The organism is Raoultella sp. T31 (assembly GCF_002806725.1).
Taxonomy (GTDB): Bacteria; Pseudomonadota; Gammaproteobacteria; order Enterobacterales; family Enterobacteriaceae; genus Klebsiella; species Klebsiella electrica.
Genome location: NZ_PIBO01000005.1, coordinates 39,442 through 59,693 on the forward strand (window position 1 = coordinate 39,442; position 20,252 = coordinate 59,693).

General features: G+C 57.7%; 13 protein-coding genes and 3 pseudogenes. 12 read left to right on the forward strand and 4 right to left on the reverse strand.

Translation table 11 applies throughout. The features are described 5' to 3' along the window. Window positions 1–40 precede the first annotated feature (40 nt). Window positions 41–3,196, reverse strand: coding sequence for an exonuclease subunit SbcC (sbcC, locus tag CWM52_RS04970; RefSeq protein ID WP_100683076.1), 3,156 nt, complete (start codon window positions 3,194–3,196; stop codon window positions 41–43). Continuing rightward, window positions 3,193–4,395 (reverse strand): exonuclease subunit SbcD, encoded by a 1,203-nt coding sequence (sbcD, locus tag CWM52_RS04975; protein WP_100683077.1) that lies wholly within the window; start codon window positions 4,393–4,395, stop codon window positions 3,193–3,195. The genes sbcC and sbcD overlap by 4 nt, the downstream gene beginning before the upstream one ends. 209 nt (window positions 4,396–4,604) lie before the next feature. Here sbcD and phoB point away from each other — a divergent pair, with 209 nt between their 5' ends. From phoB to malZ, 5 genes are all read left to right on the forward strand, one after another. Continuing rightward, on the forward strand, window positions 4,605–5,294 hold the full coding sequence (gene phoB / locus CWM52_RS04980; RefSeq protein ID WP_100683078.1) for a phosphate response regulator transcription factor PhoB: 690 nt from the start codon (window positions 4,605–4,607) through the stop codon (window positions 5,292–5,294). 21 nt (window positions 5,295–5,315) lie between these two features. Next, on the forward strand, window positions 5,316–6,611 hold the full coding sequence (gene phoR, locus CWM52_RS04985; protein ID WP_100683079.1) for a phosphate regulon sensor histidine kinase PhoR: 1,296 nt from the start codon (window positions 5,316–5,318) through the stop codon (window positions 6,609–6,611). A gap of 415 nt (window positions 6,612–7,026) precedes the next feature. After that, window positions 7,027–8,346: a branched-chain amino acid transporter carrier protein BrnQ gene (brnQ, locus tag CWM52_RS04990; RefSeq protein ID WP_100683080.1), complete on the forward strand. Its 1,320-nt coding sequence runs from the start codon at window positions 7,027–7,029 to the stop codon at window positions 8,344–8,346. Between the two features lie 123 nt (window positions 8,347–8,469). After that, complete coding sequence (proY, locus tag CWM52_RS04995; RefSeq protein WP_100683081.1) at window positions 8,470–9,843, forward strand: proline-specific permease ProY; 1,374 nt, start codon at window positions 8,470–8,472, stop codon at window positions 9,841–9,843. Between the two features lie 136 nt (window positions 9,844–9,979). Further along, window positions 9,980–11,797, forward strand: a complete 1,818-nt coding sequence (gene malZ / locus CWM52_RS05000; RefSeq protein ID WP_100683082.1) for a maltodextrin glucosidase — start codon at window positions 9,980–9,982, stop codon at window positions 11,795–11,797. Here the strand turns inward: malZ and CWM52_RS27060 are convergent. Then, window positions 11,794–11,886 (reverse strand): annotated as a pseudogene (locus CWM52_RS27060) (hypothetical protein); the annotation flags it as partial. The gene malZ and the pseudogene CWM52_RS27060 overlap by 4 nt on opposite strands. A 146-nt stretch (window positions 11,887–12,032) precedes the next feature. On the opposite strand from CWM52_RS27060, the pseudogene CWM52_RS05010 reads away from it, so the two are divergent. Continuing rightward, window positions 12,033–13,207: pseudogene (locus tag CWM52_RS05010) on the forward strand (amidohydrolase family protein); the annotation flags it as partial. A gap of 88 nt (window positions 13,208–13,295) precedes the next feature. Here the strand turns inward: CWM52_RS05010 and CWM52_RS05015 are convergent. Beyond that, window positions 13,296–13,480 (reverse strand): annotated as a pseudogene (locus tag CWM52_RS05015) (fructose-bisphosphate aldolase); the annotation flags it as partial. 477 nt (window positions 13,481–13,957) lie between these two features. Between CWM52_RS05015 and CWM52_RS05025 the strand changes: the two are divergent. The 6 genes from CWM52_RS05025 (at window position 13,958) to CWM52_RS05050 (ending at window position 20,249) form a co-directional block, all read left to right on the forward strand. Next, window positions 13,958–14,563, forward strand: a complete 606-nt coding sequence (locus tag CWM52_RS05025; protein WP_100683085.1) for a tyrosine-type DNA invertase — start codon at window positions 13,958–13,960, stop codon at window positions 14,561–14,563. A gap of 522 nt (window positions 14,564–15,085) precedes the next feature. Beyond that, the gene (gene fimA, locus CWM52_RS05030) at window positions 15,086–15,634 is read left to right on the forward strand and encodes a type 1 fimbrial major subunit FimA (protein WP_100683086.1); all 549 of its coding nucleotides are present in this window, start codon (window positions 15,086–15,088) and stop codon (window positions 15,632–15,634) included. A gap of 66 nt (window positions 15,635–15,700) precedes the next feature. Next, window positions 15,701–16,252, forward strand: a complete 552-nt coding sequence (locus CWM52_RS05035; RefSeq protein WP_100683205.1) for a fimbrial protein — start codon at window positions 15,701–15,703, stop codon at window positions 16,250–16,252. Between the two features lie 127 nt (window positions 16,253–16,379). Further along, entirely contained in the window at window positions 16,380–17,027 is a 648-nt protein-coding gene (locus CWM52_RS05040) for a fimbria/pilus periplasmic chaperone (RefSeq protein WP_407081241.1), read from the forward strand. Window positions 17,028–17,088: 61 nt separating this feature from the next. Next, complete coding sequence (locus tag CWM52_RS05045) at window positions 17,089–19,701, forward strand: fimbrial biogenesis usher protein (RefSeq protein WP_100683088.1); 2,613 nt, start codon at window positions 17,089–17,091, stop codon at window positions 19,699–19,701. 11 nt (window positions 19,702–19,712) lie between these two features. Further along, window positions 19,713–20,249 (forward strand): fimbrial protein, encoded by a 537-nt coding sequence (locus CWM52_RS05050; protein WP_407081240.1) that lies wholly within the window; start codon window positions 19,713–19,715, stop codon window positions 20,247–20,249. Window positions 20,250–20,252 lie beyond the last annotated feature (3 nt).

Genomic DNA, 20,252 nt, shown 5'->3' on the forward strand with positions numbered 1-20,252 from the left:
GCGGCCCAGGCCCTCTCCCCGCAGGGAGAGGGCTCCGGTCTTACTCCACGGAGAATGCTTTATCCAGCCGGCTGTAGCCAAGCCCGTTGATTTTCTTAACTTTGATCTGCACCGGAATGCGCTCTTTCATGGCTTCAACGTGGCTTATCACGCCGATCACCTTACCGCTGGCATTGAGAGCGTCGAGCGCATCCAGCGCCGTATCCAGCGTTTCGCTATCGAGCGTGCCGAACCCTTCATCAAGGAACAGCGAATCAATGCGCGTTTTGTGGCTCACCAGATCGGACAGCGCCAGCGCCAGCGCGAGACTGACCAGGAAGCTTTCACCGCCGGAGAGGGTGCGGGTATCGCGTACCGCATCCGCCTGCCAGGTATCAACCACTTCCAGCTCCAGCGCCTCGCTGGCCTTGCGCTGGAGTTGATAGCGCCCGTGCAGGCGATTCAGCTGATGGTTCGCCAGCCAGACCAGGTTATCCAGCGTTAGCCCCTGGGCGAATTTACGGAACTTATCTCCTTCTTTAGAACCGATCAGCGCATTAAGCCATGCCCAGTCTTCGAGCTGCTGCCCGGCAAGCGCGATCTCCTGCTGCAATGTTTGCTGGCGTTGTTGGTTCACGGCGTTGTGTTTCAGCTGCTGGTGGAGTTCTCCCTGGCGGGCGCTGTTTTCTCGCAGCTGCGGCGCCAGCTGGAGCAGACGAGCCTGGACCTGTTCCAGCGGGAGGGTGAGGTCGACATCGGCCGGCGGCTGTTGTTGATGCCGGGTGAGCGCATCGCGGGCGCGCAGCGCCAGGGCATTATTTTGCTGTAAGGCATTTTCCAGCGTCTGTTTGAGCTGCTCCAGCCGCTGGCGCGTCTCTTCATCGAGCAGAGCGGCGAGAAAGGCCTGCTGGTCGGCAAACGGACTGCGGGAGAGTGCGCCAGCGAACTGAGCGTGCGTCTCGTGCAGCGCTTCCTGCTGCTGGCTTTCCTGTTGGCTCAGCGTCCGCCACTGGCTGTGCAGTGCCAGGCAGTCGTCATGCACCTGACGCCAGCCCGCCAGCGGCGCCGGGGAGGCTACCTCGTCCGTCGACAGGAGTTCCGGCGCTGTCTCCGGAAGCGTTTCCAGCAGCGGCGTCAGCTGTTGCAACGGCTCCTGAAGGGCGACGAATTGGTTCTGCTTTTCCTGCCACAAGCGGGTTTCCGCTTCCCGCTGCTCCAGCCACTCCGCCGTCCGATCGGCCTGCGGAACGCTGAGCGCGAAGGGCGAGAGTTCCGCCTCCAGCTGCGTGCGACGCTGTTCCTGTTCCTGTCGGAGTTGCCGCAGCTGTTGCTCGCCCGCCTGCTGCTGGGCCTGCCAGGCCAGCCGCTGCTGGTGCTGGTACAACTGCTGTTCGTTCTCTTGCTGGGACGCCAGCCAGCCGGGAATATCATCCTGCGGCTGCAGGTCGCAATGCAGTCCGCTGACGGTTGTCTGCCACTGCGAGGTGAGCGCTTGCTCCTGCTGGAGGAGTGAGTCCAGCTCCTCTTTCTCTTTAACCTGTTGTTTAAGCAGCGCCTCAAGCTGGCCGCGTAGCTGGGCGCCTTCTTCCGCCAGCTGTTTGACTTCACGTTCAAGGCTATCCCGGCGGGCCTGATTCACGCCGGGCTCCAGCGCCCGGTATTGCGCGACGGCCGGGTGTTCGCTGGAACCACAGAGCGGACAAGGGGCGCCGGGCTGCAGGCGAGCGCGCTCTTCTTCCAGCCCGACAATGCGCGCTTCCAGCTCACAGATAGTCTTCACATCGCTGAATTGCTGATGTTTTTCTTTGTATGCCAGGCGGCGCTGGGCCAGGGTTGTTTCCAGCTTTTCCTGTTCCTCGCGACGGGCCTGCTCCGTGGTTTGCAGCTGCTGCTGGCGCTGGCGAAGCGGCAACAGGCGGCTATGCAGCGTCGAAAGCTGCTGGCGCAGCGGACGGGCGGCGGTATGTTGTGCCAGGCTGGCGGCGACCTGGTCGGCATCCAGCATCAGCGTTGCAGGCGGCAGCTCCGCCAGCTGGCGGATGGTTTCCGTCAGGCTCTGTTGTACGACGTTGTGCTGCTGTTCATCGCGCGCCTGCTGCTGGAAAGCGGCCCGCCAGCCCGCCAGCGCGTTGGCCCACTGGCGATAGCGATCGTGCTCTTTAAGCCACAGGTTGAGGGCGTGATGGGCATCCTGTAAGCGCGCCATCTGCTGGCTGGCGGCAAGACGTATCCCGGCGCGCAGCCGCAGTCTGTCCTGTAAGCGAGTATTTACTTTCTCCACCTGGCGGTGGGTTTGCGCCAGCGCGGCGGTTTGCTCCTGCTGTCGGGTCCACAGCGGGCGAAGCTGCTCTGCCGGCTGGGCGTTGAGCAGCGCGGCAAGCTGCGGCTGGGCCTGTTCCAGCGCCTGCTGTGCGTCCTGTAACCGGACCTGAGATTGCGAGGCTTCCGCGCTCAGCTCTTGCTGACGCAGCAGCCACTGCTGCGTCGCCTGCAGGCGGGCTTGCTCCGTAAGCTGTAGGCGTTCTTCATCAGTAAGCGCTTGCAAACTTTGCTGTAGGGCCTGCTGCTGCTCATCGCTCAGCAGCACAACGCCGGAGGCCTGAGCCTGAAGTTTCTCCAGTTCGTTGCGGGCGAGCTTATGTTTTTCAAACACCTGTGCGGATATCTGGCCGTATATTTCGGTGCCGGTCAGCTCTTCCAGCAGCTCAGCGCGTTCTTTCGGTTTGGCGTTGAGGAACGCGGCGAACTGACCCTGGGAAAGCAGCATTGAGCGGGTAAAGCGGCCGTAATCCAGTCCAGTGAGCGAGGCGGTAAGTTCGAGCTTATCTTTGACTTTATCGGCGAGGATCTGCCCGTCGTCGCAGCGGGCCAGCTCAACGCGCGGGGCCTGCAGGTTGCCCTCCGGCTGATTGCGGGCGCGATTCTGGCTCCAGAAGGCGCGATAGGCCGTCCCTTTGACCTCAAATTCCACTTCCGCCAGGCACTCGGCGGTATCGCGGGTCATCAGATCGTTTTGCGATTGCGATACGCTGCTCAGACGGGGCGTTTCGTGATACAGCGCGAGGCAGATAGCGTCCAGCAGCGTGGTTTTCCCGGCGCCGGTGGGGCCGGTGATGGCAAACAGCCCGTTGCTGGCGAACGGTTCGGCGGTGAAGTCGATTTTCCATTCGCCTTTTAACGAGTTGATATTTTTCAGGCGCAAACTCAGAATTTTCACAGGTGCTCCTCACCATTCAGACTATGCAGCGTTTCGTTGAATAACTGCTTCAGACGCAGCTGCTGCGCCTCTTCCAGCGTTTCCTGCGCCAGACGGCGTTCAAACACTTCCTCGACCCGCAGTTCGCTCAGCGTTTCCCGCCGCTCTCCCGCCAGGATGCGTTCACGTTGGGCGCGGCTACGGCGAACCAGCAGCACTTCCACCGGCAGATCTTCGGTCTGAGCCTGAATTTTGCGCTGAATATCATGGAGATATTCGTCACTGGTAATTTCGATGTCCAGCCAGACGACCGGCTCCTGCGGCGCATCCCGCCACTGGGTGAGCTGTTCGCTGATGCTGGCGAAATCGCCTTTCAGCACCGCCAGCGGCTGCGTTACCGGCACCGTCAGAGGATGGACCTCGCTCAGATGCCCGTCGCTGAAGGTCACCAGATTGACGCTTTTGCTTTTTCCCGTCTCGTCAAAGCTGAGGGCGATAGGCGAGCCGCTGTAGCGAATATGTTCGCTGCCGCCGATTTTCTGCGCCCGGTGAATATGGCCGAGGGCAATATAATCAACGGGCGGGAAATGGCTGGCGGGAAACGCCTCCAGCGTGCCGATGTAGATATCGCGCACCGCATCGCTTTTGCTGGCGCCGACGGTGGTCAGGTGGCCGCTAGCGACGATCGGCAGCGGACGATCGCCGCGCAGGGCGCAGGCCGCTTCATACTGCTGCTGATAATAGTCGCTGATGGCGCTTAACAGCAGCTGCTGCTTTTCGCCGCTGGAGTGGCCGGCCTGGCTGGTGACCAGTTCACGCGGGCGCAGGAAGGGGACCGGGCAAAATATGGCGCCGGGCGTGCCGTCGCGCTGCGGCAGAATAAAGGGGGCATGGCCGGCGCTGGCTACCACCGTGGTTTTCAGAAAGGCCAGAATATCGCGGGATTCATTCAGCGTCGCCACCGAATCGTGGTTGCCCGCCAGTACCACCAGCTGGCAGCCGGTCTGCTGTAGCTGAACCACAAAGCGGTTATACAGCTCGCGGGCGTAGCTTGGCGGCGAGCCGGTATCAAAGATGTCGCCGGCGACAATAATGGCATCGACCTCGTGCGCCTGCGCGCTGGTCAACAGCCAGTCGAGAAAGGCCGAGTGTTCGGCGGCGCGACTCTTGCTGTAAAAGTTCTGGCCAAGATGCCAGTCAGAGGTGTGGATGATGCGCATAAGTATTCCCTGGCGAAAAAGCATTGGCGCATTATATACCTGTCATCCCGCAGGTTGCCCTCTAAACACCGGCAGGATCGATTGTTACTCCTTGTCATTATTCAAAATCCGCTATCATATGACGGTCATTTTCTTCATAAATCTGTCACAAAACTGACGCATAATGGCGCCGCACTCTATACTGATGGCTAAAAAATACAGGGTAAATAATGGCGAGAAGAATTCTGGTCGTTGAAGATGAAGCTCCGATCCGCGAAATGGTCTGCTTTGTTCTGGAGCAAAACGGCTTTCAGCCCGTCGAGGCGGAAGATTATGACAGTGCGGTGAGTCAACTCAATGAACCCTGGCCTGATTTGATTCTCCTCGACTGGATGCTGCCGGGCGGATCGGGTCTGCAGTTTATCAAGCTGCTGAAGCGTGAGGCGATGACCCGCGATATTCCGGTGGTCATGCTCACCGCGCGCGGCGAAGAAGAGGATCGCGTGCGTGGTCTGGAAACCGGCGCCGATGATTACATCACCAAGCCTTTTTCACCGAAAGAACTGGTGGCGCGTATCAAAGCGGTGATGCGCCGTATTTCGCCGATGGCAGTGGAAGAAGTGATTGAAATGCAAGGGCTTAGCCTTGATCCTTCCTCCCACCGCGTGATGACCGGTGAAAGTCCGCTGGACATGGGGCCGACGGAGTTTAAATTATTACACTTCTTTATGACTCACCCGGAACGCGTCTACAGCCGCGAACAGCTGCTGAATCACGTCTGGGGGACCAATGTGTATGTAGAAGACAGAACGGTGGATGTGCATATTCGTCGTCTGCGCAAAGCGCTGGAACATAGCGGACATGACCGGATGGTACAGACGGTCCGCGGCACGGGATATCGTTTCTCCGCCCGTTTCTGAATCTCGACAGGAGTGTGAACCGTGCTGGAACGGCTGTCATGGAAAAGGCTGGCGCTTGAGCTTTTCTTATGTTGTATCCCGGCCCTGATTCTCGGGGCGGTAGTGGGTTATCTGCCGTGGTTTTTGCTGGCGGCAGTCACCGGACTTCTCATCTGGCATTTCTGGAATTTATTACGTCTTTCATGGTGGCTATGGGTCGACCGTAGCATGACGCCGCCGCCGGGGCGAGGCAGCTGGGAACCGCTGCTCTACGGCCTTCACCAGATGCAGATGCGCAATAAAAAGCGCCGACGCGAGCTGGGCAATCTGATCAAACGCTTTCGTAGCGGGGCGGAATCTTTGCCCGATGCGGTGGTGCTGACGACGGAAGAGGGGGCTATTTTCTGGTGTAATGGCCTGGCTCAGCAGATCCTGAATCTGCGCTGGCCGGACGACAGCGGCCAAAATATTCTCAATCTTCTGCGCTATCCTGAATTTGCTAACTACCTCAAAAACAGGAATTTCTCAAAACCGCTCAATCTGATCCTCAATACTTCCCGTCATCTGGAGATCCGCGTGATGTCCTACAGCGACAAACAGTGGCTGATGGTGGCGCGCGATGTGACGCAGATGCATCAGCTGGAAGGCGCGCGGCGCAACTTTTTTGCCAACGTCAGCCACGAGCTGCGCACGCCGTTAACGGTGCTGCAGGGTTATCTGGAGATGATGCAGGAGCAGGAGCTGGAAGGGACGACGCGCGAAAAAGCGCTGCATACGATGCGCGAACAAACCCAGCGCATGGAGGGCTTAGTCAAACAGCTGCTGACGCTGTCGCGGATTGAAGCGGCGCCGACGCTGGTCATGAATGACAAAATCGACGTGCCGATGATGCTGCGGGTGGTGGAGCGAGAAGCGCAGACGCTCAGCCAGCAGAAGCAGACGATCCACTTCCACGTCGATGAGACGTTGCTGGTACTGGGTAACGAAGAGCAACTGCGCAGCGCGGTGTCCAATCTGGTGTATAACGCGATCAACCATACGCCTGCGGGGACGGAGATTACCGTCAGTTGGCAGCGGGCGCCGCATGGCGCGTTGTTCAGCGTTGAGGATAATGGTCCGGGGATTGCGCCTGAGCATATTCCGCGTCTGACCGAGCGATTTTATCGCGTGGATAAGGCGCGTTCGCGGCAAACCGGCGGCAGCGGCCTTGGGCTGGCCATCGTGAAACATGCGGTGAATCATCACGATAGTCGCCTGGAAATTGAGAGTACGGTAGGCCAGGGGACGCGGTTTAGCTTCTTACTCCCGGAACGTTTAATTGCCAAAAAAAGCGCCTGAGCGCGCCGTTGTCAACATGACTTGCCAATGACCAGCTTCGGCTGGTCATTTTCGTTTGTCGTCACTTTTTAGCCGCGTAATTAATGAACGTCCGCTGCTTTTTTGTTCGCATGATTAGCCGGAGGTTTTCCTATGATATGGTCAATAATCCCACTCCTTAAAGTAGACTTAGCATAATCATCTGCTTTTGCGATCCCGCCTTGCATTAAAACGTTATAAGCGTTTAAATTGCCCCCCATGCTGTCGCAGACAGACTGTTTTTGCGTGGTAATTCAAAAAACAATTCTTTCCCACGCGTATTCGGGAGCATATCCCGCTGATTTTTCCGGCAACCACCGCGGTATCCTCCCTCAGGGGAAGACACGGTTTTTTTCCGTTTGTTAACAACACCACATCCACAGGCAGTAATGAATTTATGACCCATCAGTTAAAATCTCGCGACATTATCGCGTTGGGCTTTATGACCTTCGCGTTGTTCGTTGGCGCAGGCAACATTATCTTCCCTCCGATGGTCGGTTTACAGGCTGGTGAACACGTCTGGACCGCCGCTATTGGCTTTCTGATTACCGCCGTGGGTTTACCGGTGCTGACGGTGGTGGCGCTGGCGAAAGTCGGCGGTGGCGTGGAAAGCCTGAGTACGCCGATCGGCAAAGTGGCCGGCATCCTGCTGGCCGTGGTCTGCTATCTGGCCGTTGGCCCGCTGTTTGCGACGCCGCGTACCGCAACGGTCTCTTTTGAAGTCGGGATTGCCCCGCTGACCGGCGATGGCGAGATGCCGCTGATGATTTACAGCGTGATCTACTTCGCGCTGGTCATCCTCGTCTCGCTCTATCCGGGCAAACTGCTGGATACGGTGGGCAATTTCCTTGCTCCGTTGAAAATTATCGCCCTGATCATTTTGTCCGTGGCGGCAATGATCTGGCCTGCTGGCCCAATCAGCAATGCGCTGGAAGCTTACCGCACCGCGCCGTTCTCTAACGGCTTCGTCAACGGCTATCTGACCATGGATACGCTTGGCGCAATGGTCTTCGGTATCGTCATTGTTAACGCCGCGCGTTCCCGCGGCGTAAGTGAAGCGCGCCTGCTGACTCGCTACACCGTCTGGGCCGGGCTGATGGCCGGCGTAGGGCTGACGCTGCTGTATCTGGCGCTGTTCCGCCTCGGGTCTGATAGCGCAACGCTGGTGGAGCAATCCGCCAACGGCGCGGCGATTCTGCATGCCTATGTCCAGCACACCTTCGGTGGCGCGGGGAGCTTTATGCTGGCGGCGCTGATTTTCATCGCTTGTCTGGTGACCGCGGTGGGCCTGACCTGCGCTTGCGCAGAGTTCTTTGCGCAGTACCTGCCGTTATCCTATCGTACGCTGGTGTTTATCCTCGGTATTTTCTCGATGGCGGTCTCCAATCTCGGTCTGAGCCATCTGATTCAGATTTCGATTCCGGTATTGACGGCTATCTATCCGCCTTGTATCGCCCTGGTGGTCTTAAGCTTTACCCGCAACTGGTGGCATAATTCGTCCCGCGTCATTGCGCCGGCCATGTTTATCAGCCTGATGTTTGGTATCATCGACGGTATTAAATCGTCGGCGTTCGCCGACATGTTACCGGCCTGGACCTCGCGTCTGCCGCTGGCTGAACAGGGTCTGGCCTGGCTGATGCCTACCGCGGTGATGATGGTTCTGGCGGCGATCTGGGACCGCGCGGCAGGACGGCAGGTGACCTCCAGCGCGCATTAAGCGGCGGTTTTAATCAGTGTTAAGCCACGGGGCTTTGGGTCCCGTGGTTTTTTGTTTTTCAGGTAATCCTCTTTTAGGGCTTGCTCCGCTGAAGACCTGAAGAGAAAAACGGCATGGAATACGATGGAAAGTAGTAACAAACTTAAGCGCGGGCTAAGTACCCGGCATATCCGCTTTATGGCGCTGGGATCCGCGATTGGTACCGGCCTGTTCTATGGTTCAGCCGACGCCATTAAAATGGCCGGCCCGAGCGTCCTGCTGGCCTATATTATCGGCGGGGTGGCCGCGTATATCATTATGCGCGCGCTGGGCGAAATGTCGGTACATAACCCTGCCGCCAGCTCATTTTCGCGCTATGCGCAGGATTATCTCGGCCCGCTGGCGGGCTATATCACCGGCTGGACCTACTGTTTTGAAATTCTGATTGTGGCGATTGCCGACGTGACGGCGTTCGGGATTTATATGGGCGTCTGGTTTCCGACGGTCCCGCACTGGATCTGGGTACTCAGCGTGGTGTTGGTTATCTGCGCCGTCAATCTGATGAGCGTTAAGGTTTTCGGCGAGCTGGAGTTCTGGTTCTCGTTCTTTAAAGTCGCCACCATCATCATCATGATTATTGCCGGTTTCGGCATCATTATCTGGGGTATCGGTAACGGCGGGCAGCCTACCGGCATCCATAATCTGTGGAGCAATGGCGGCTTCTTCAGCAACGGCTGGCTGGGAATGGTCATGTCGCTGCAGATGGTGATGTTCGCCTACGGCGGGATAGAGATTATCGGCATCACCGCCGGCGAGGCGAAAGACCCGGAGAAATCCATTCCGCGCGCGATTAATTCGGTTCCGATGCGCATCCTGGTGTTCTATGTGGGCACGCTGTTCGTGATTATGTCCATTTATCCGTGGAGTCAGGTGGGTACTGACGGCAGCCCGTTCGTGCTGACTTTCCAGCATATGGGTATCGCGTTTGCTGCCAGTATCCTTAACTTTGTGGTGTTGACCGCCTCGCTGTCGGCGATTAACAGCGACGTATTCGGCGTCGGGCGTATGCTGCACGGGATGGCCGAGCAGGGCAGCGCGCCGAAGATTTTCGCCAAAACCTCGCGTCGCGGGATCCCGTGGGTGACGGTGATGGTGATGACCGTTGCGCTGCTGTTTGCGGTCTATCTTAACTACATCATGCCGGAAAACGTCTTCCTGGTGATTGCGTCGCTGGCCACTTTCGCCACCGTCTGGGTGTGGATAATGATCCTGCTGTCGCAGATTGCTTTCCGCCGTCGTCTGTCGCCGGAAGAGGCGAAAGCGCTGAAGTTTAAAGTGCCGGGCGGCATAACCACCACCGCCGTGGGCCTGGTGTTCCTCGTCTTTATTATTGCGCTGATTGGCTACCATCCGGATACCCGTATCTCGCTGTACGTCGGTTTCGCCTGGATTGTGCTGCTGCTGGCTGGCTGGCAGTTGAAAACTCGCCGCGACCGTCAGCTGGCGCAGGTGCAGTAACGCGTCCCCGCGCCTGCCGGATTTGGCAGGCGCGTTCTCCACCCCCGTTATCCTCCCCCAATAATTTCTGTGATGATGAGTCATACGCCTGTGGGCTGTGGCAAGGTGTGCCCATTCTAAAGAGAGAGGAATGACGATGTTGAAGGCATGGCACCTGCCTGTGGCTCCGTTTATCAAGGAGCAGCAGGAACGACTCTTTATCACTTTATGGCTCAGCGGCGATAATCTGCCGCAGCTGGTGACGTTGCGTGCGGAAGAAGATAATGAAGAGCTCTCGCTGCCGATGCGCCGACTGCGCCAGGAGCCGTATCCGGGCGTCGTAGCGTGGCGGGGCGAACTCAATCTTGCAGGCGGTCAGCCGCGTCGGCGCTACAGTTTTAAGCTGCTGTGGGCCGATCGTCAGCGCTGGTTTACGCCGCAGGGCTTTAACCGTTTCCCGCCGGCGCGACTGGAACAGTTCGCCGTCGATCTACCGGATAGCGGCCCGCAGTGGGTGGCCGATCAGGTCTTTTATCAAATTTTCCCTGACCGTTTTGCGCGCAGCGAGCCGCGAGAAGCGGAGCAGGATCGGGTCTATTATCATCACGCCGCCGGGCACGACATCGTGCGGAAATCGTGGGATCAGCCGTTAACCGGCGAAGCGGGCGGGTCGACATTCTACGGCGGCGACCTGGATGGGATCAGCGAGAAGCTGCCGTATCTCAAACAGCTTGGCGTGACCGCGCTCTATCTGAACCCGGTATTTGTCGCCCCCAGCGTGCATAAATACGATACCGAAGATTACCGCCGCGTCGATCCGCAATTCGGCGGCGATGGCGCGCTGCTGCGTCTGCGCCACAATACGCAGCGGGAAGGGATGCGTCTGATCCTCGACGGCGTGTTTAACCATACCGGCGATTCGCACGCCTGGTTCGACCGCCACCAGCGCAGCAGCAGCGGGGCGTGTCACCATGCCGATTCGCCGTGGCGCGACTGGTTTACCCTCTCGCCAGAAGGGGAAGCGCATAGCTGGCTGGGCTACGCCAGTCTGCCTAAGCTGGATTACCAGTCCGCGAGCCTGGTGAATGAAATCTACGCCGGAGAAGACAGCATTGTCCGCCACTGGTTGAAGGCGCCGTGGAGCATGGACGGCTGGCGGCTGGACGTGGTGCATATGCTGGGCGAAGGCGGCGGGGCGCGCAACAACCTGCGCCATATTGCCGGTATTACCGCAGCGGCGAAGCAGGCCCAGCCCGACGCCTTTGTCTTTGGCGAACATTTTGGCGACGCCCGCCAGTGGCTCCAGGCGGACGCTGAAGATGCCGCCATGAACTACCGCGGTTTTACCTTCCCGCTGTGGGGGTTCCTCGCCAATACCGATATCTCTTACGACCCGCAGAAGATTGATGCGCAGACCTGCGTCGCCTGGATGGATAACTATCGCGCCGGGCTGTCGCATCAACAGCAGCTGCGGATGTTTAACCAGCTCGACAGCCACGATACCGCGCGCTTTAAGTCGCTGCTGGGCAAAGATATCGCCCGCCTGCCGCTGGCGGTCGTGTGGCTGTTTTGCTGGCCGGGCGTACCGTGCATCTACTACGGCGATGAAGTGGGCGTCGATGGCAACAACGATCCCTTCTGTCGTAAACCCTTCCCGTGGGATCCCGCCCTGCAGGATACCGCGCTGCTGGGGCTGTATCAGCGAATGGCGAAGCTGCGCAAAGCCAGTAAGGCATTGCGATACGGCGGCTGTCAGGTGATTTATGCCGAAGAGAACGCGGTGGTCTTTGTTCGCGTGTATAAGCAGCTGCGCGTGCTGGTCGCCATCAACCGCGGCGAGGCCTGCGAAGTGGTTGTCGAGGATTCGCCGCTGCTGGACGTTGGCGAGTGGCAGGTGAAAGAGGGCGTCGGCGCGTTGCATGATGGCGTCCTGAGCCTGGCCGCTATTTCCGCCTGCGTCTGGTTTAGCCGTTAGCCGTAGAGCGGGTTCAGAAACGGGTCGTGGAGAATCGCCTCCCGCCACCAGCGCTGGGCGAGGCCGTCGTTATCGCTACGCCAGGCGATATTCAACGACCGTAGGGCGTAGGTGGTGGTTTGTTGATGGCGCCGAGAATCATATCTGCGCCGGTCCGCTCTTCCCTGGCTCCAGCCAGCTCCTAGCTGTACGGACTGTTTTTCCAGATCTTTTGCGGCGTTGCTCAATGAGGCCGATCGCCTACGGCAAGATCCTCGCTACCGGCAGCAGCGATCGGATCATGAGTTTTGCTGCCCAGGGGACGCAGATAGTCGATCTGCAAGGCCATACGGTGATCCCCGGTCTCAACGATTCCCACCTGCACCTGATCCGCGGCGGGCTGAATTATAATCTCGAGTTGCGCTGGGAGGGGGTTCCGTCGCTGGCGGACGCGCTGCGGACGCTGAAAGATCAGGCCGATCGCACGCCGTCTCCGCAGTGGGTGCGCGATGGCCGCGGTAACCCCACCGGGATGCTGATCGCTAAACCTAACGCGATGATCCTCTACGCGACCCTGGCGAAAGGGCCGAAACTGCCGCTGGAGCAGCAGGTCAATTCGACGCGCCAGTTTATGCGTGAGCTGAACCGGCTTGGCCTTACCAGCGCGATTGATGCCGGGGGTGGTTTCCAGAACTATCCGAAAGATTATGAAATTATTGAACAGCTGCATGCGCAACAGCAGATGACCGTGCGTATTGCCTATAACCTGTTTACCCAGCGGCCAAAACAGGAGCTGGATGATTTCGAACGCTGGACCGATATGCTGAAACCGGGGCAGGGGACCGATTTTTTCCGCGCCAACGGCGCTGGTGAAATGCTGGTCTTCCCGGCGGCGGATTTTGAAGATTTCCTGCAATCGCGCCCTGACCTGCCGGAAGGGATGGACGATGAGCTGGAGCGGGTGGAGCACCGCTGGCCGTTCCGCCTGCATGCCACCTATGATGAATCCATCAGCCGGATGCTGGATGTTTTTGAGAAGGTGAACCGCGATATTCCGTTTAACGGCCTGCACTGGTTCTTTGACCATGCGGAGACCATTACCGAGCGGAATATTGAGCGCGTGAAGGCGCTCGGCGGCGGTATCGCGGTGCAGCACCGAATGGCTTTCCAGGGCGAATATTTTGTCGATCGCTATGGCAAAGAGGCGCTTAAGCATACGCCACCGGTGGCGAAAATGCTGGCGCTGGAGGTGCCGGTGGGACTGGGGACCCTGCGGCGGCGAAAGTCGGGGCGATAGCCCAGATGCACCAGTGCTGCGGCAGCTGCGGCGCGCACGGTCATCAGCATGATATTGCCCGTCAGTCGTCGCTGCCGGTGTCGGACGAGCAGGCGTTCCGGGGCGTGATGGGCTGCTCCTGCTTCGCGTTTTAGCCTCTGACAGGTTAGCGCACTCCCCCGGCGAGACTCCGGGGGAGTGCGTAGCGCGACCATCTGATGACGCATCAACGATATGCCGGGCTTAGCCCCGGTTCTGAGAGCCAAATAGCGGGATCCGGCGGGCGACCATCTCGCGCACGGGCAGCAAGCCTTGCCGGATAACTTTGCGCGGATCGTTAATATCGTGACCGTTATCGGCGGAGAACGGCGCCTTCACGGTCCCGTACCTGGCGTACATATTTCCGTGTTGATGTTAATTTTTGCCGTGGCTAGTCCTGATATCGGTTGACAGTTTTCTGCCTGTAAAACGCCTGATGAATATCATCAGGCGTTTTGTATTTCAGGGGCAGATGCTCAGACCGGATGCGGTTAATAGCATCGCGGGATTTCAATGCATTTCATCTCACACCGGATACGCTCAAAAATACCTCCAGGAAAAAGCCAGGATTGACATGACATGGAGAGAAAAATTCGCTCCTTAAGGGGGCGTATCAAGTTTGCTTGTCCCTGGGAAGCATTGTTCGAAATACTTGAATAAACGGAATAGCATTTTACTGACTAATTTCTCCTGCTGCCTGACCTTTCTTCTGTCCAGGTCATTGACCCGTTCTCCGCGCCTGGATACTTTCCTGAAAAATACGCCGTCTGGTGTATTATGCGCCCCGTCCAGTATCAGAATGGATATTTCCATGTTTTTATTAATGTTTTTTATCTGACGGTCAGCGACCGTCACGGAGGTGCTCCATGAGCAAACGTAAATTTCTAACCTGGCGTGAAGTCAGCCACATGATGCAGGCCGTCTCCGGCGGGCAAACCGGCGCCCGCGATTGCTGCCTTATACTGCTGGCCTTCCGTCATGGTTTGCGCATCAGTGAACTTCTTGGACTACGGTTCCGGGATCTTGATCTGCAGGGAGGTCGCATTATCGTGAGCCGCCTCAAACAAGGCTTTTCCACTGTTCACCCGCTGATGCCCGATGAACGACGGGCTCTGGAGGCCTGGATGCGGGTCAGGGAGACCTGGCAGAAGCCGATCCTGCCGGAAATCGTGTTTATCTCCACTCGTGGAACGCCGCTGTCGCGCCAGCAGGCGTGGCGCATTGTCCGCAATAGCGGCGAGCGTAGCGGGCTGAATACCGCCACTCACCCGCATATGCTGCGACATGCCTGTGGTTACGAACTGGCAGAGCGGGGCACTGATACCCGGCTGATTCAGGACTATCTCGGGCACAGAAATATACGCCACACGGTCCGCTATACGGCCAGCAATGCTGCGCGTTTTACCGGATTATGGGAGCGAGAAAACCGTCTTGACATTGATTTACACAAGAAAAAAAGGAGGAATAAGTGATTGATATTTCGTATAAAAAAAAGGCGAGGTGTAAACAATTAGGACCAAACTGTCTACAGTCTGGATTGAACTGTAAAATTTTGCAATAGTCATTTCAGTATTTCTTCAGAAACTAACTTTAACTATATGAATGTTAACAAATTAAATTTCCACTGAATTTACACAGACCTTACATTTCAGCCACATCTCGCCATGTTTTTCCGGACTTTAAATCATCGCACCTCCGTCCATTTCCATTTCATTCCATTTTGTCAGCATTTTATTCCTTAAATAATAAATTTTTATCTTTTTAATAGTATTTAATTTTTAAATTTTTCTATTCCTTAGCATGGAATAACAGTAAACAGTTTGGTCCTAACTGTTTCATTGTTGGGTGAAAACTGAACGGAATATGGCGGTCCAGCTGAAGGGGTAAAACGGGCTGCGAAAAAAGTCCGGGGGACTCTGACAGGCTGTCAGGACGAAGTGCGACCGTCACGCATTTCATGTTCATGAAACGTTAATTTAATCAAGGAAAACAGTATGAAAAAAATTATTGCGCTCTCCGCTCTGATGGCATCCCTTTCTTTCGCCGGAGTTTCTGCGCAGGCGGCTACAAACATCGTCAATGGCGGTACTGTGCACTTCACTGGTTCGGTGGTAAACGCTGCCTGTGCCGTGGACGCTAACTCCGTGAACCAGACCGTCCAGATGGGACAGGTTAAATCCAGCACTCTGGGCTCAGCCGGTAAAACCAGCTCCAAAGTTCCGTTCAATATCCAACTGGATGACTGCGACCTTACTGTTTCCACTCTGGCATCCGTCGGCTTCAGCGGCGTGGCCATTAACAGCGCCAACCCGACGGTGCTGTCGCTGGACAGCTCTGCAGCGGGTAATGCCACCAACGTAGGTATCCAGATCCTTGACCGTACCGGCGCTGCTCTGGGGCTGGATGGTAACACCTTCAGCGCGACCACCACGCTGAGCACCGGCACTAACCTTATTCCGTTTGAAGCCCAGTACTATGCGACCGGCGCGGCGACGGCAGGTAACGCCAACGGCCAGGCAAACTTCAAAGTGCAGTACCAGTAATTTATCCAGCGAAAAATATGCCGGGCAAGGGAGTGCCCGTTTCGCAACTCGTCGGGGGAGTGAATGATGCTAAAGCTACGAAACAGTGCCGGAATGGCACTGCTGTTACTGCTGGCTTCTTCCACCGCCATGTCCAGAGGCTGGCATGTTTATCTGCCTGGTGGGCAGATGCGTTTTCAGGGGGAAGTCATTGCTGACGCTTGCGAGGTACAGGCCGGTGACCGGACTTTGACGGTTTCAATGGGACAGGTCAGCAGCAACCGTTTTCATCGGGTTGGTGAGGATACTGATCCGGTCCCTTTTCATATTCAGCTGTTGAATTGTAATACGAACGTCAGCCGCTATGTGGCTATTCAGTTTCGTGGAGTGGGTGATGGCAAACAGCCGGATGTGCTTTCCATCGGAGAGGGGCCGGGGATTGCCACCAACGTGGGGGTGGCGCTGTTTGATCGTCAGGGGGTGCTTATTCCCGTCAACAGTCCGGTGCCAACAACCCGGCAGAAACTACAGGCGGGACCCGTGACGCTTGACCTGGTGGCGAAATACCGGGCGACGGGGCGGGTCGTAACCGGCGGTCAGGCGAATGCCCAGGCATGGTTTTATCTCACATATGAATAAATGACCGGTGATACCGGTGAGTGGCGCAGGGGATGGCTCGGGCCGCCGCCTGTCCGGATTAAAAGAGCAGGACGAGAACATCACAATGACAATACGCAGGACAGTGGCAGGAGTCGCAGCCGCTCTGATGGTGGCCGTTTCGGCACAGGCGCAGGCTGGTGTAGCGTTGGGCGCAACACGGGTGATTTATCAGGCAGACCAGAAGCAGGTTTCTCTGGGGGTGAACAACAGTGATGACCGCAACACCTTTCTCATCCAGTCATGGGTGGAAAACAGTGACGGGAAGAAAGATGGTCGGTTTGTGATAACGCCACCCCTGTTCGTGATGCAGGGTAAAAAAGAGAACACCCTGCGGATTATTGACGCGACAAACCACAGTCTGCCTGCGGATCGGGAAAGCCTGTTCTGGGTCAACGTTAAAGCCATTCCATCTGTGGACAAAAGCCAGATGAAAGCTAACACCCTGCAACTGGCTATCACCAGCCGTATCAAGCTGTTTTACCGGCCGCTGGGGCTGAACCCCGCACCGGATAAAGCATGGGAACAGCTACGCTTTCGCCGCAGTGCGGGCGTGCTGACGGTGATCAACCCCACTCCCTATTTTCTGACAGTGGTTCAGTTGAATGCAGGCACACGCATCCTGGGAAACACCATGGTCGCCCCGAAAGGGGAGAGTACGGTGAAGCTGCCGGCGGATGCCGGGCAGGACATCACATTCCAGACCATTAATGATTACGGTGCGCTGACGCCGAAGACCCGGGGCATCATGCAGTAAGACGGTCCGGCCGGCATGAAAGATGAATTCTACACAGTCAGCAGGTACGCAGGGCGAAAGAATGAAAAAACAACGAAGAATCGCAGGAGTGACGGGGAGATCCCCTCGTTTTCTGATAGCGCCTCTGGTGCTGATGATGATGGCTGCAGGCTGTGAGCCTGTCCGCGCTGACAGTTATTTTAACCCACGCTTTCTGTCTGATGACCCGTCGGCGGTGGCTGACCTGTCGGCATTTGAAAAAGGACTGGAGGCTCCACCGGGACGTTACCGGGTGGATATCTACATCAATGACGGTTACTTCACTACCCGGGATGTGACGTTCAGCGCACCGGCGAAAGGCGGCCACCTGGAGCCGTGCCTGACGCGGGGCCAGATAATGGCGATGGGGGTGAAAACGGCGGCGGTTCCGGGGATAGCCGCCCTGGCGGCGGATGCCTGTGTACCGCTGACGACGCTGATAGCGGATGCATCGACACGCTTTGATGTCGGCCGGCAACGGTTGTATGTCAGCGTTCCCCAGACATTTATGTCCGCCAGCGCGCGGGGCGCCGTACCGCCTGAACTGTGGGATAACGGGATTAATGCCGCCCTGCTGAATTACAGCTTCAATGGCAACACGGTGACCTCACAGGGGACAAACAGCAACTATGCCTACCTGAGCCTGGATGGTGGTTTCAATCTTGGGGCCTGGCGGTTTCGCGACAACAGTACCTGGAATTACAGCAGCGGTGGCAACACCGGGGCGCAGAATAAATGGACGCATGTGAACACTTATGCCGAGCGTGACATTGCGTCCTGGCGCTCGCGGCTGACGCTCGGGGACAGCTACACCCCGGGAGATGTTTTCGATGGGCTGAACTTCCGCGGTGTGCAGATAGCTTCAGACGATAACATGCTGGCAGACAGCCTGCGGGGGTTCGCCCCGGTTATTCATGGTGTCGCCAGGGGAACGGCGCGGGTCAGCATTAAACAAAACGGGTATGAGATTTACCAGACCACCGTACCGCCGGGTCCGTTCACTATCGGTGATCTTTATGCGGCGGGGAACAGCGGTGATTTGCAGGTGACCGTGCAGGAAGCCAATGGCTCCACGCAGGTGTTCAGCGTGCCGTGGTCTTCTGTGCCGGTCCTGCAGCGTGAAGGACGGGTTAAATACGCCGCCACGGTGGGACAGTTCCGCAGCGGTAATCAGCAACAGGACACACCGACTTTCGCTCAGGGGACAGTACTGTGGGGGTTGAATGATGGCTGGACGGCATATGGCGGCACTCAGTTATCGGATAACTACCGGGCATTTAACCTGGGCGTGGGTAAGAACATGGGGGTGTTCGGGGCCGTGTCAGCGGATATCACGCAGGCGAATGCCACACTCCCGGATGACAGCTCCCGCCAGGGGCAGTCCCTGCGTTTCCTGTACAGCAAGTCGCTGACTGAGCTGGGCACCAACATTCAGCTGGTTGGTTACCGGTATTCGACCCAGGGGTATTTTACCCTGGCAGATACGGCGTACAACCGGATGAGCGGGTATACGGTGGTTACTGAGGATCAGGCCATCCAGGTAGTGCCGAAATATACCGATTATTACAATCTGCGCTACAACAAACGCGGGCGGTTACAGCTGACGCTGTCCCAACAGGTGGGACGTACGGCAACCTTGTATCTGACCGGAAGTCACCAGAGTTACTGGGCGACGGACCGTAACGATGTGCAACTGCAGGCGGGCTACAGCGGCGATGTCTACGGGGTGAACTACACACTGGGCTACGGGGTGTCGAAGTATGCCTGGCAGATGAACGGGGGCTACGACCAGACGCTGTCGCTGAACGTGAACGTGCCGTTCAGTCTGTGGATGCGTTCTGACAGCCGGTCTGTCTTCCGTAACGCCAGTGCCAGTTACAGCATGACGGATGACCTGAAAGGTGGAATGACCAACCAGGCCGGGATTTACGGCACCCTGCTGGAGGGGAACAACCTGAGCTACAGCGTACAGAGCGGGTATGCGAGCGGGGGAAATGCCGGCAGCAGCGGCAGTACCGGGTCAGCGTCGCTAAGTTACCGCGGGGCGTCGGCGAACAGTAATGTGGGCTTCAGCCGGGGCAGCGGCTTTAACCAGCTCTACTATGGCCTGAGTGGCGGGGTGTTGGCGCACGCAGATGGTGTGACGCTGAGTCAGCCGCTGAACGATACCGCCGTGCTGGTGAAGGCGCCGGGGGCGGGGAATGTGGCGCTGGAGAATCAGTCCGGGGTGAAAACGGACTGGCGGGGGTATGCCGTTCTGCCATATGCCTCGGATTATCGCGAGAACCGGATTGCGCTGAATACGAACACGCTGCCGGATAATGTGGACCTGGATGATGCCGTGGCGAATGTGGTACCGACGCACGGGGCGATAGTGCGGGCGGAATTCACGGCGCGGGTGGGGATGAAGGTGCTGATGACGCTGATGCATAACGGGAAACCGGTACCGTTTGGTGCGCTGGTGTCCACGGAGGACGGGAAGAACAGCAGCATCGTGGCGGACGGCGGACAGGTGTACCTGACAGGGCTGGCGCAGGAGGGAACGCTGACGGCGAAATGGAATGACAGTGCAGACGGGCAGTGCCATGTCGCTTACAAACTGCCGGCGGACAGTCAGAAACAGGCCCTGAGTGATGTCACGGCGGAATGCCGGTGAGGAGCAGATCAATGATGAAAAGAACAGTAATGGCGCTGATGCTGCTGTCCCCCATTACCGTCGGGCTGCCGGTGCAGGCGGCTGACAGCACCATCACCATTACCGGTTATGTCCGGGACAACATGTGCCGCGTTGCTGCAGGCTCCCAGAATCAGACCGTGGACCTGATGACGAACTCTGCGAAGCAGCTATTTAAACCCGGAGAGACCACCTGGTACCCGGTACCGTTCAGTATCACCCTGTCACCCTGCGGGGCGGCGGCCACGGGGGTGAAGGTGGGGTTTACGGGGACGGCGGACCCGGATAACGCGACCCTGCTGAAAATTGATGGCGGCAGCGGGGCGGCGGCGGGACTGGGGATCCAGATACTGGATGCGGGTAAAAATCCGCTGGCGATTAACGCCAGCTCCCAGAACCTGAACTGGTCGGCGCTGAGCGGAGGGCAGGCCAACACGCTGAGTTTTTATGCCCGGATGATGGCAACGCAGACGTCGGTGGTGGCCGGTGCGGTCAGTGCAACGGCAAATTTTACACTGGAGTTTCAGTGAGGA

What these genes read in the sequence shown, in the direction of transcription:
- CWM52_RS05025 (WP_100683085.1), top strand. Translation starts at nt 13,958, where the DNA reads ATGAGCAAACGTAAATTTCTAACCTGGCGTGAAGTCAGCCACATGATG.
- fimA (WP_100683086.1), top strand. Translation starts at nt 15,086, where the DNA reads ATGAAAAAAATTATTGCGCTCTCCGCTCTGATGGCATCCCTTTCTTTC.
- CWM52_RS05050 (WP_407081240.1), top strand. Translation starts at nt 19,713, where the DNA reads ATGATGAAAAGAACAGTAATGGCGCTGATGCTGCTGTCCCCCATTACC.
- CWM52_RS05035 (WP_100683205.1), top strand. Translation starts at nt 15,701, where the DNA reads ATGCTAAAGCTACGAAACAGTGCCGGAATGGCACTGCTGTTACTGCTG.
- sbcD (WP_100683077.1), bottom strand. Translation starts at nt 4,395, where the DNA reads ATGCGCATCATCCACACCTCTGACTGGCATCTTGGCCAGAACTTTTAC.
- CWM52_RS05040 (WP_407081241.1), top strand. Translation starts at nt 16,380, where the DNA reads ATGGTGGCCGTTTCGGCACAGGCGCAGGCTGGTGTAGCGTTGGGCGCA.
- CWM52_RS05045 (WP_100683088.1), top strand. Translation starts at nt 17,089, where the DNA reads ATGAAAAAACAACGAAGAATCGCAGGAGTGACGGGGAGATCCCCTCGT.
- malZ (WP_100683082.1), top strand. Translation starts at nt 9,980, where the DNA reads ATGTTGAAGGCATGGCACCTGCCTGTGGCTCCGTTTATCAAGGAGCAG.
- phoB (WP_100683078.1), top strand. Translation starts at nt 4,605, where the DNA reads ATGGCGAGAAGAATTCTGGTCGTTGAAGATGAAGCTCCGATCCGCGAA.
- proY (WP_100683081.1), top strand. Translation starts at nt 8,470, where the DNA reads ATGGAAAGTAGTAACAAACTTAAGCGCGGGCTAAGTACCCGGCATATC.
- brnQ (WP_100683080.1), top strand. Translation starts at nt 7,027, where the DNA reads ATGACCCATCAGTTAAAATCTCGCGACATTATCGCGTTGGGCTTTATG.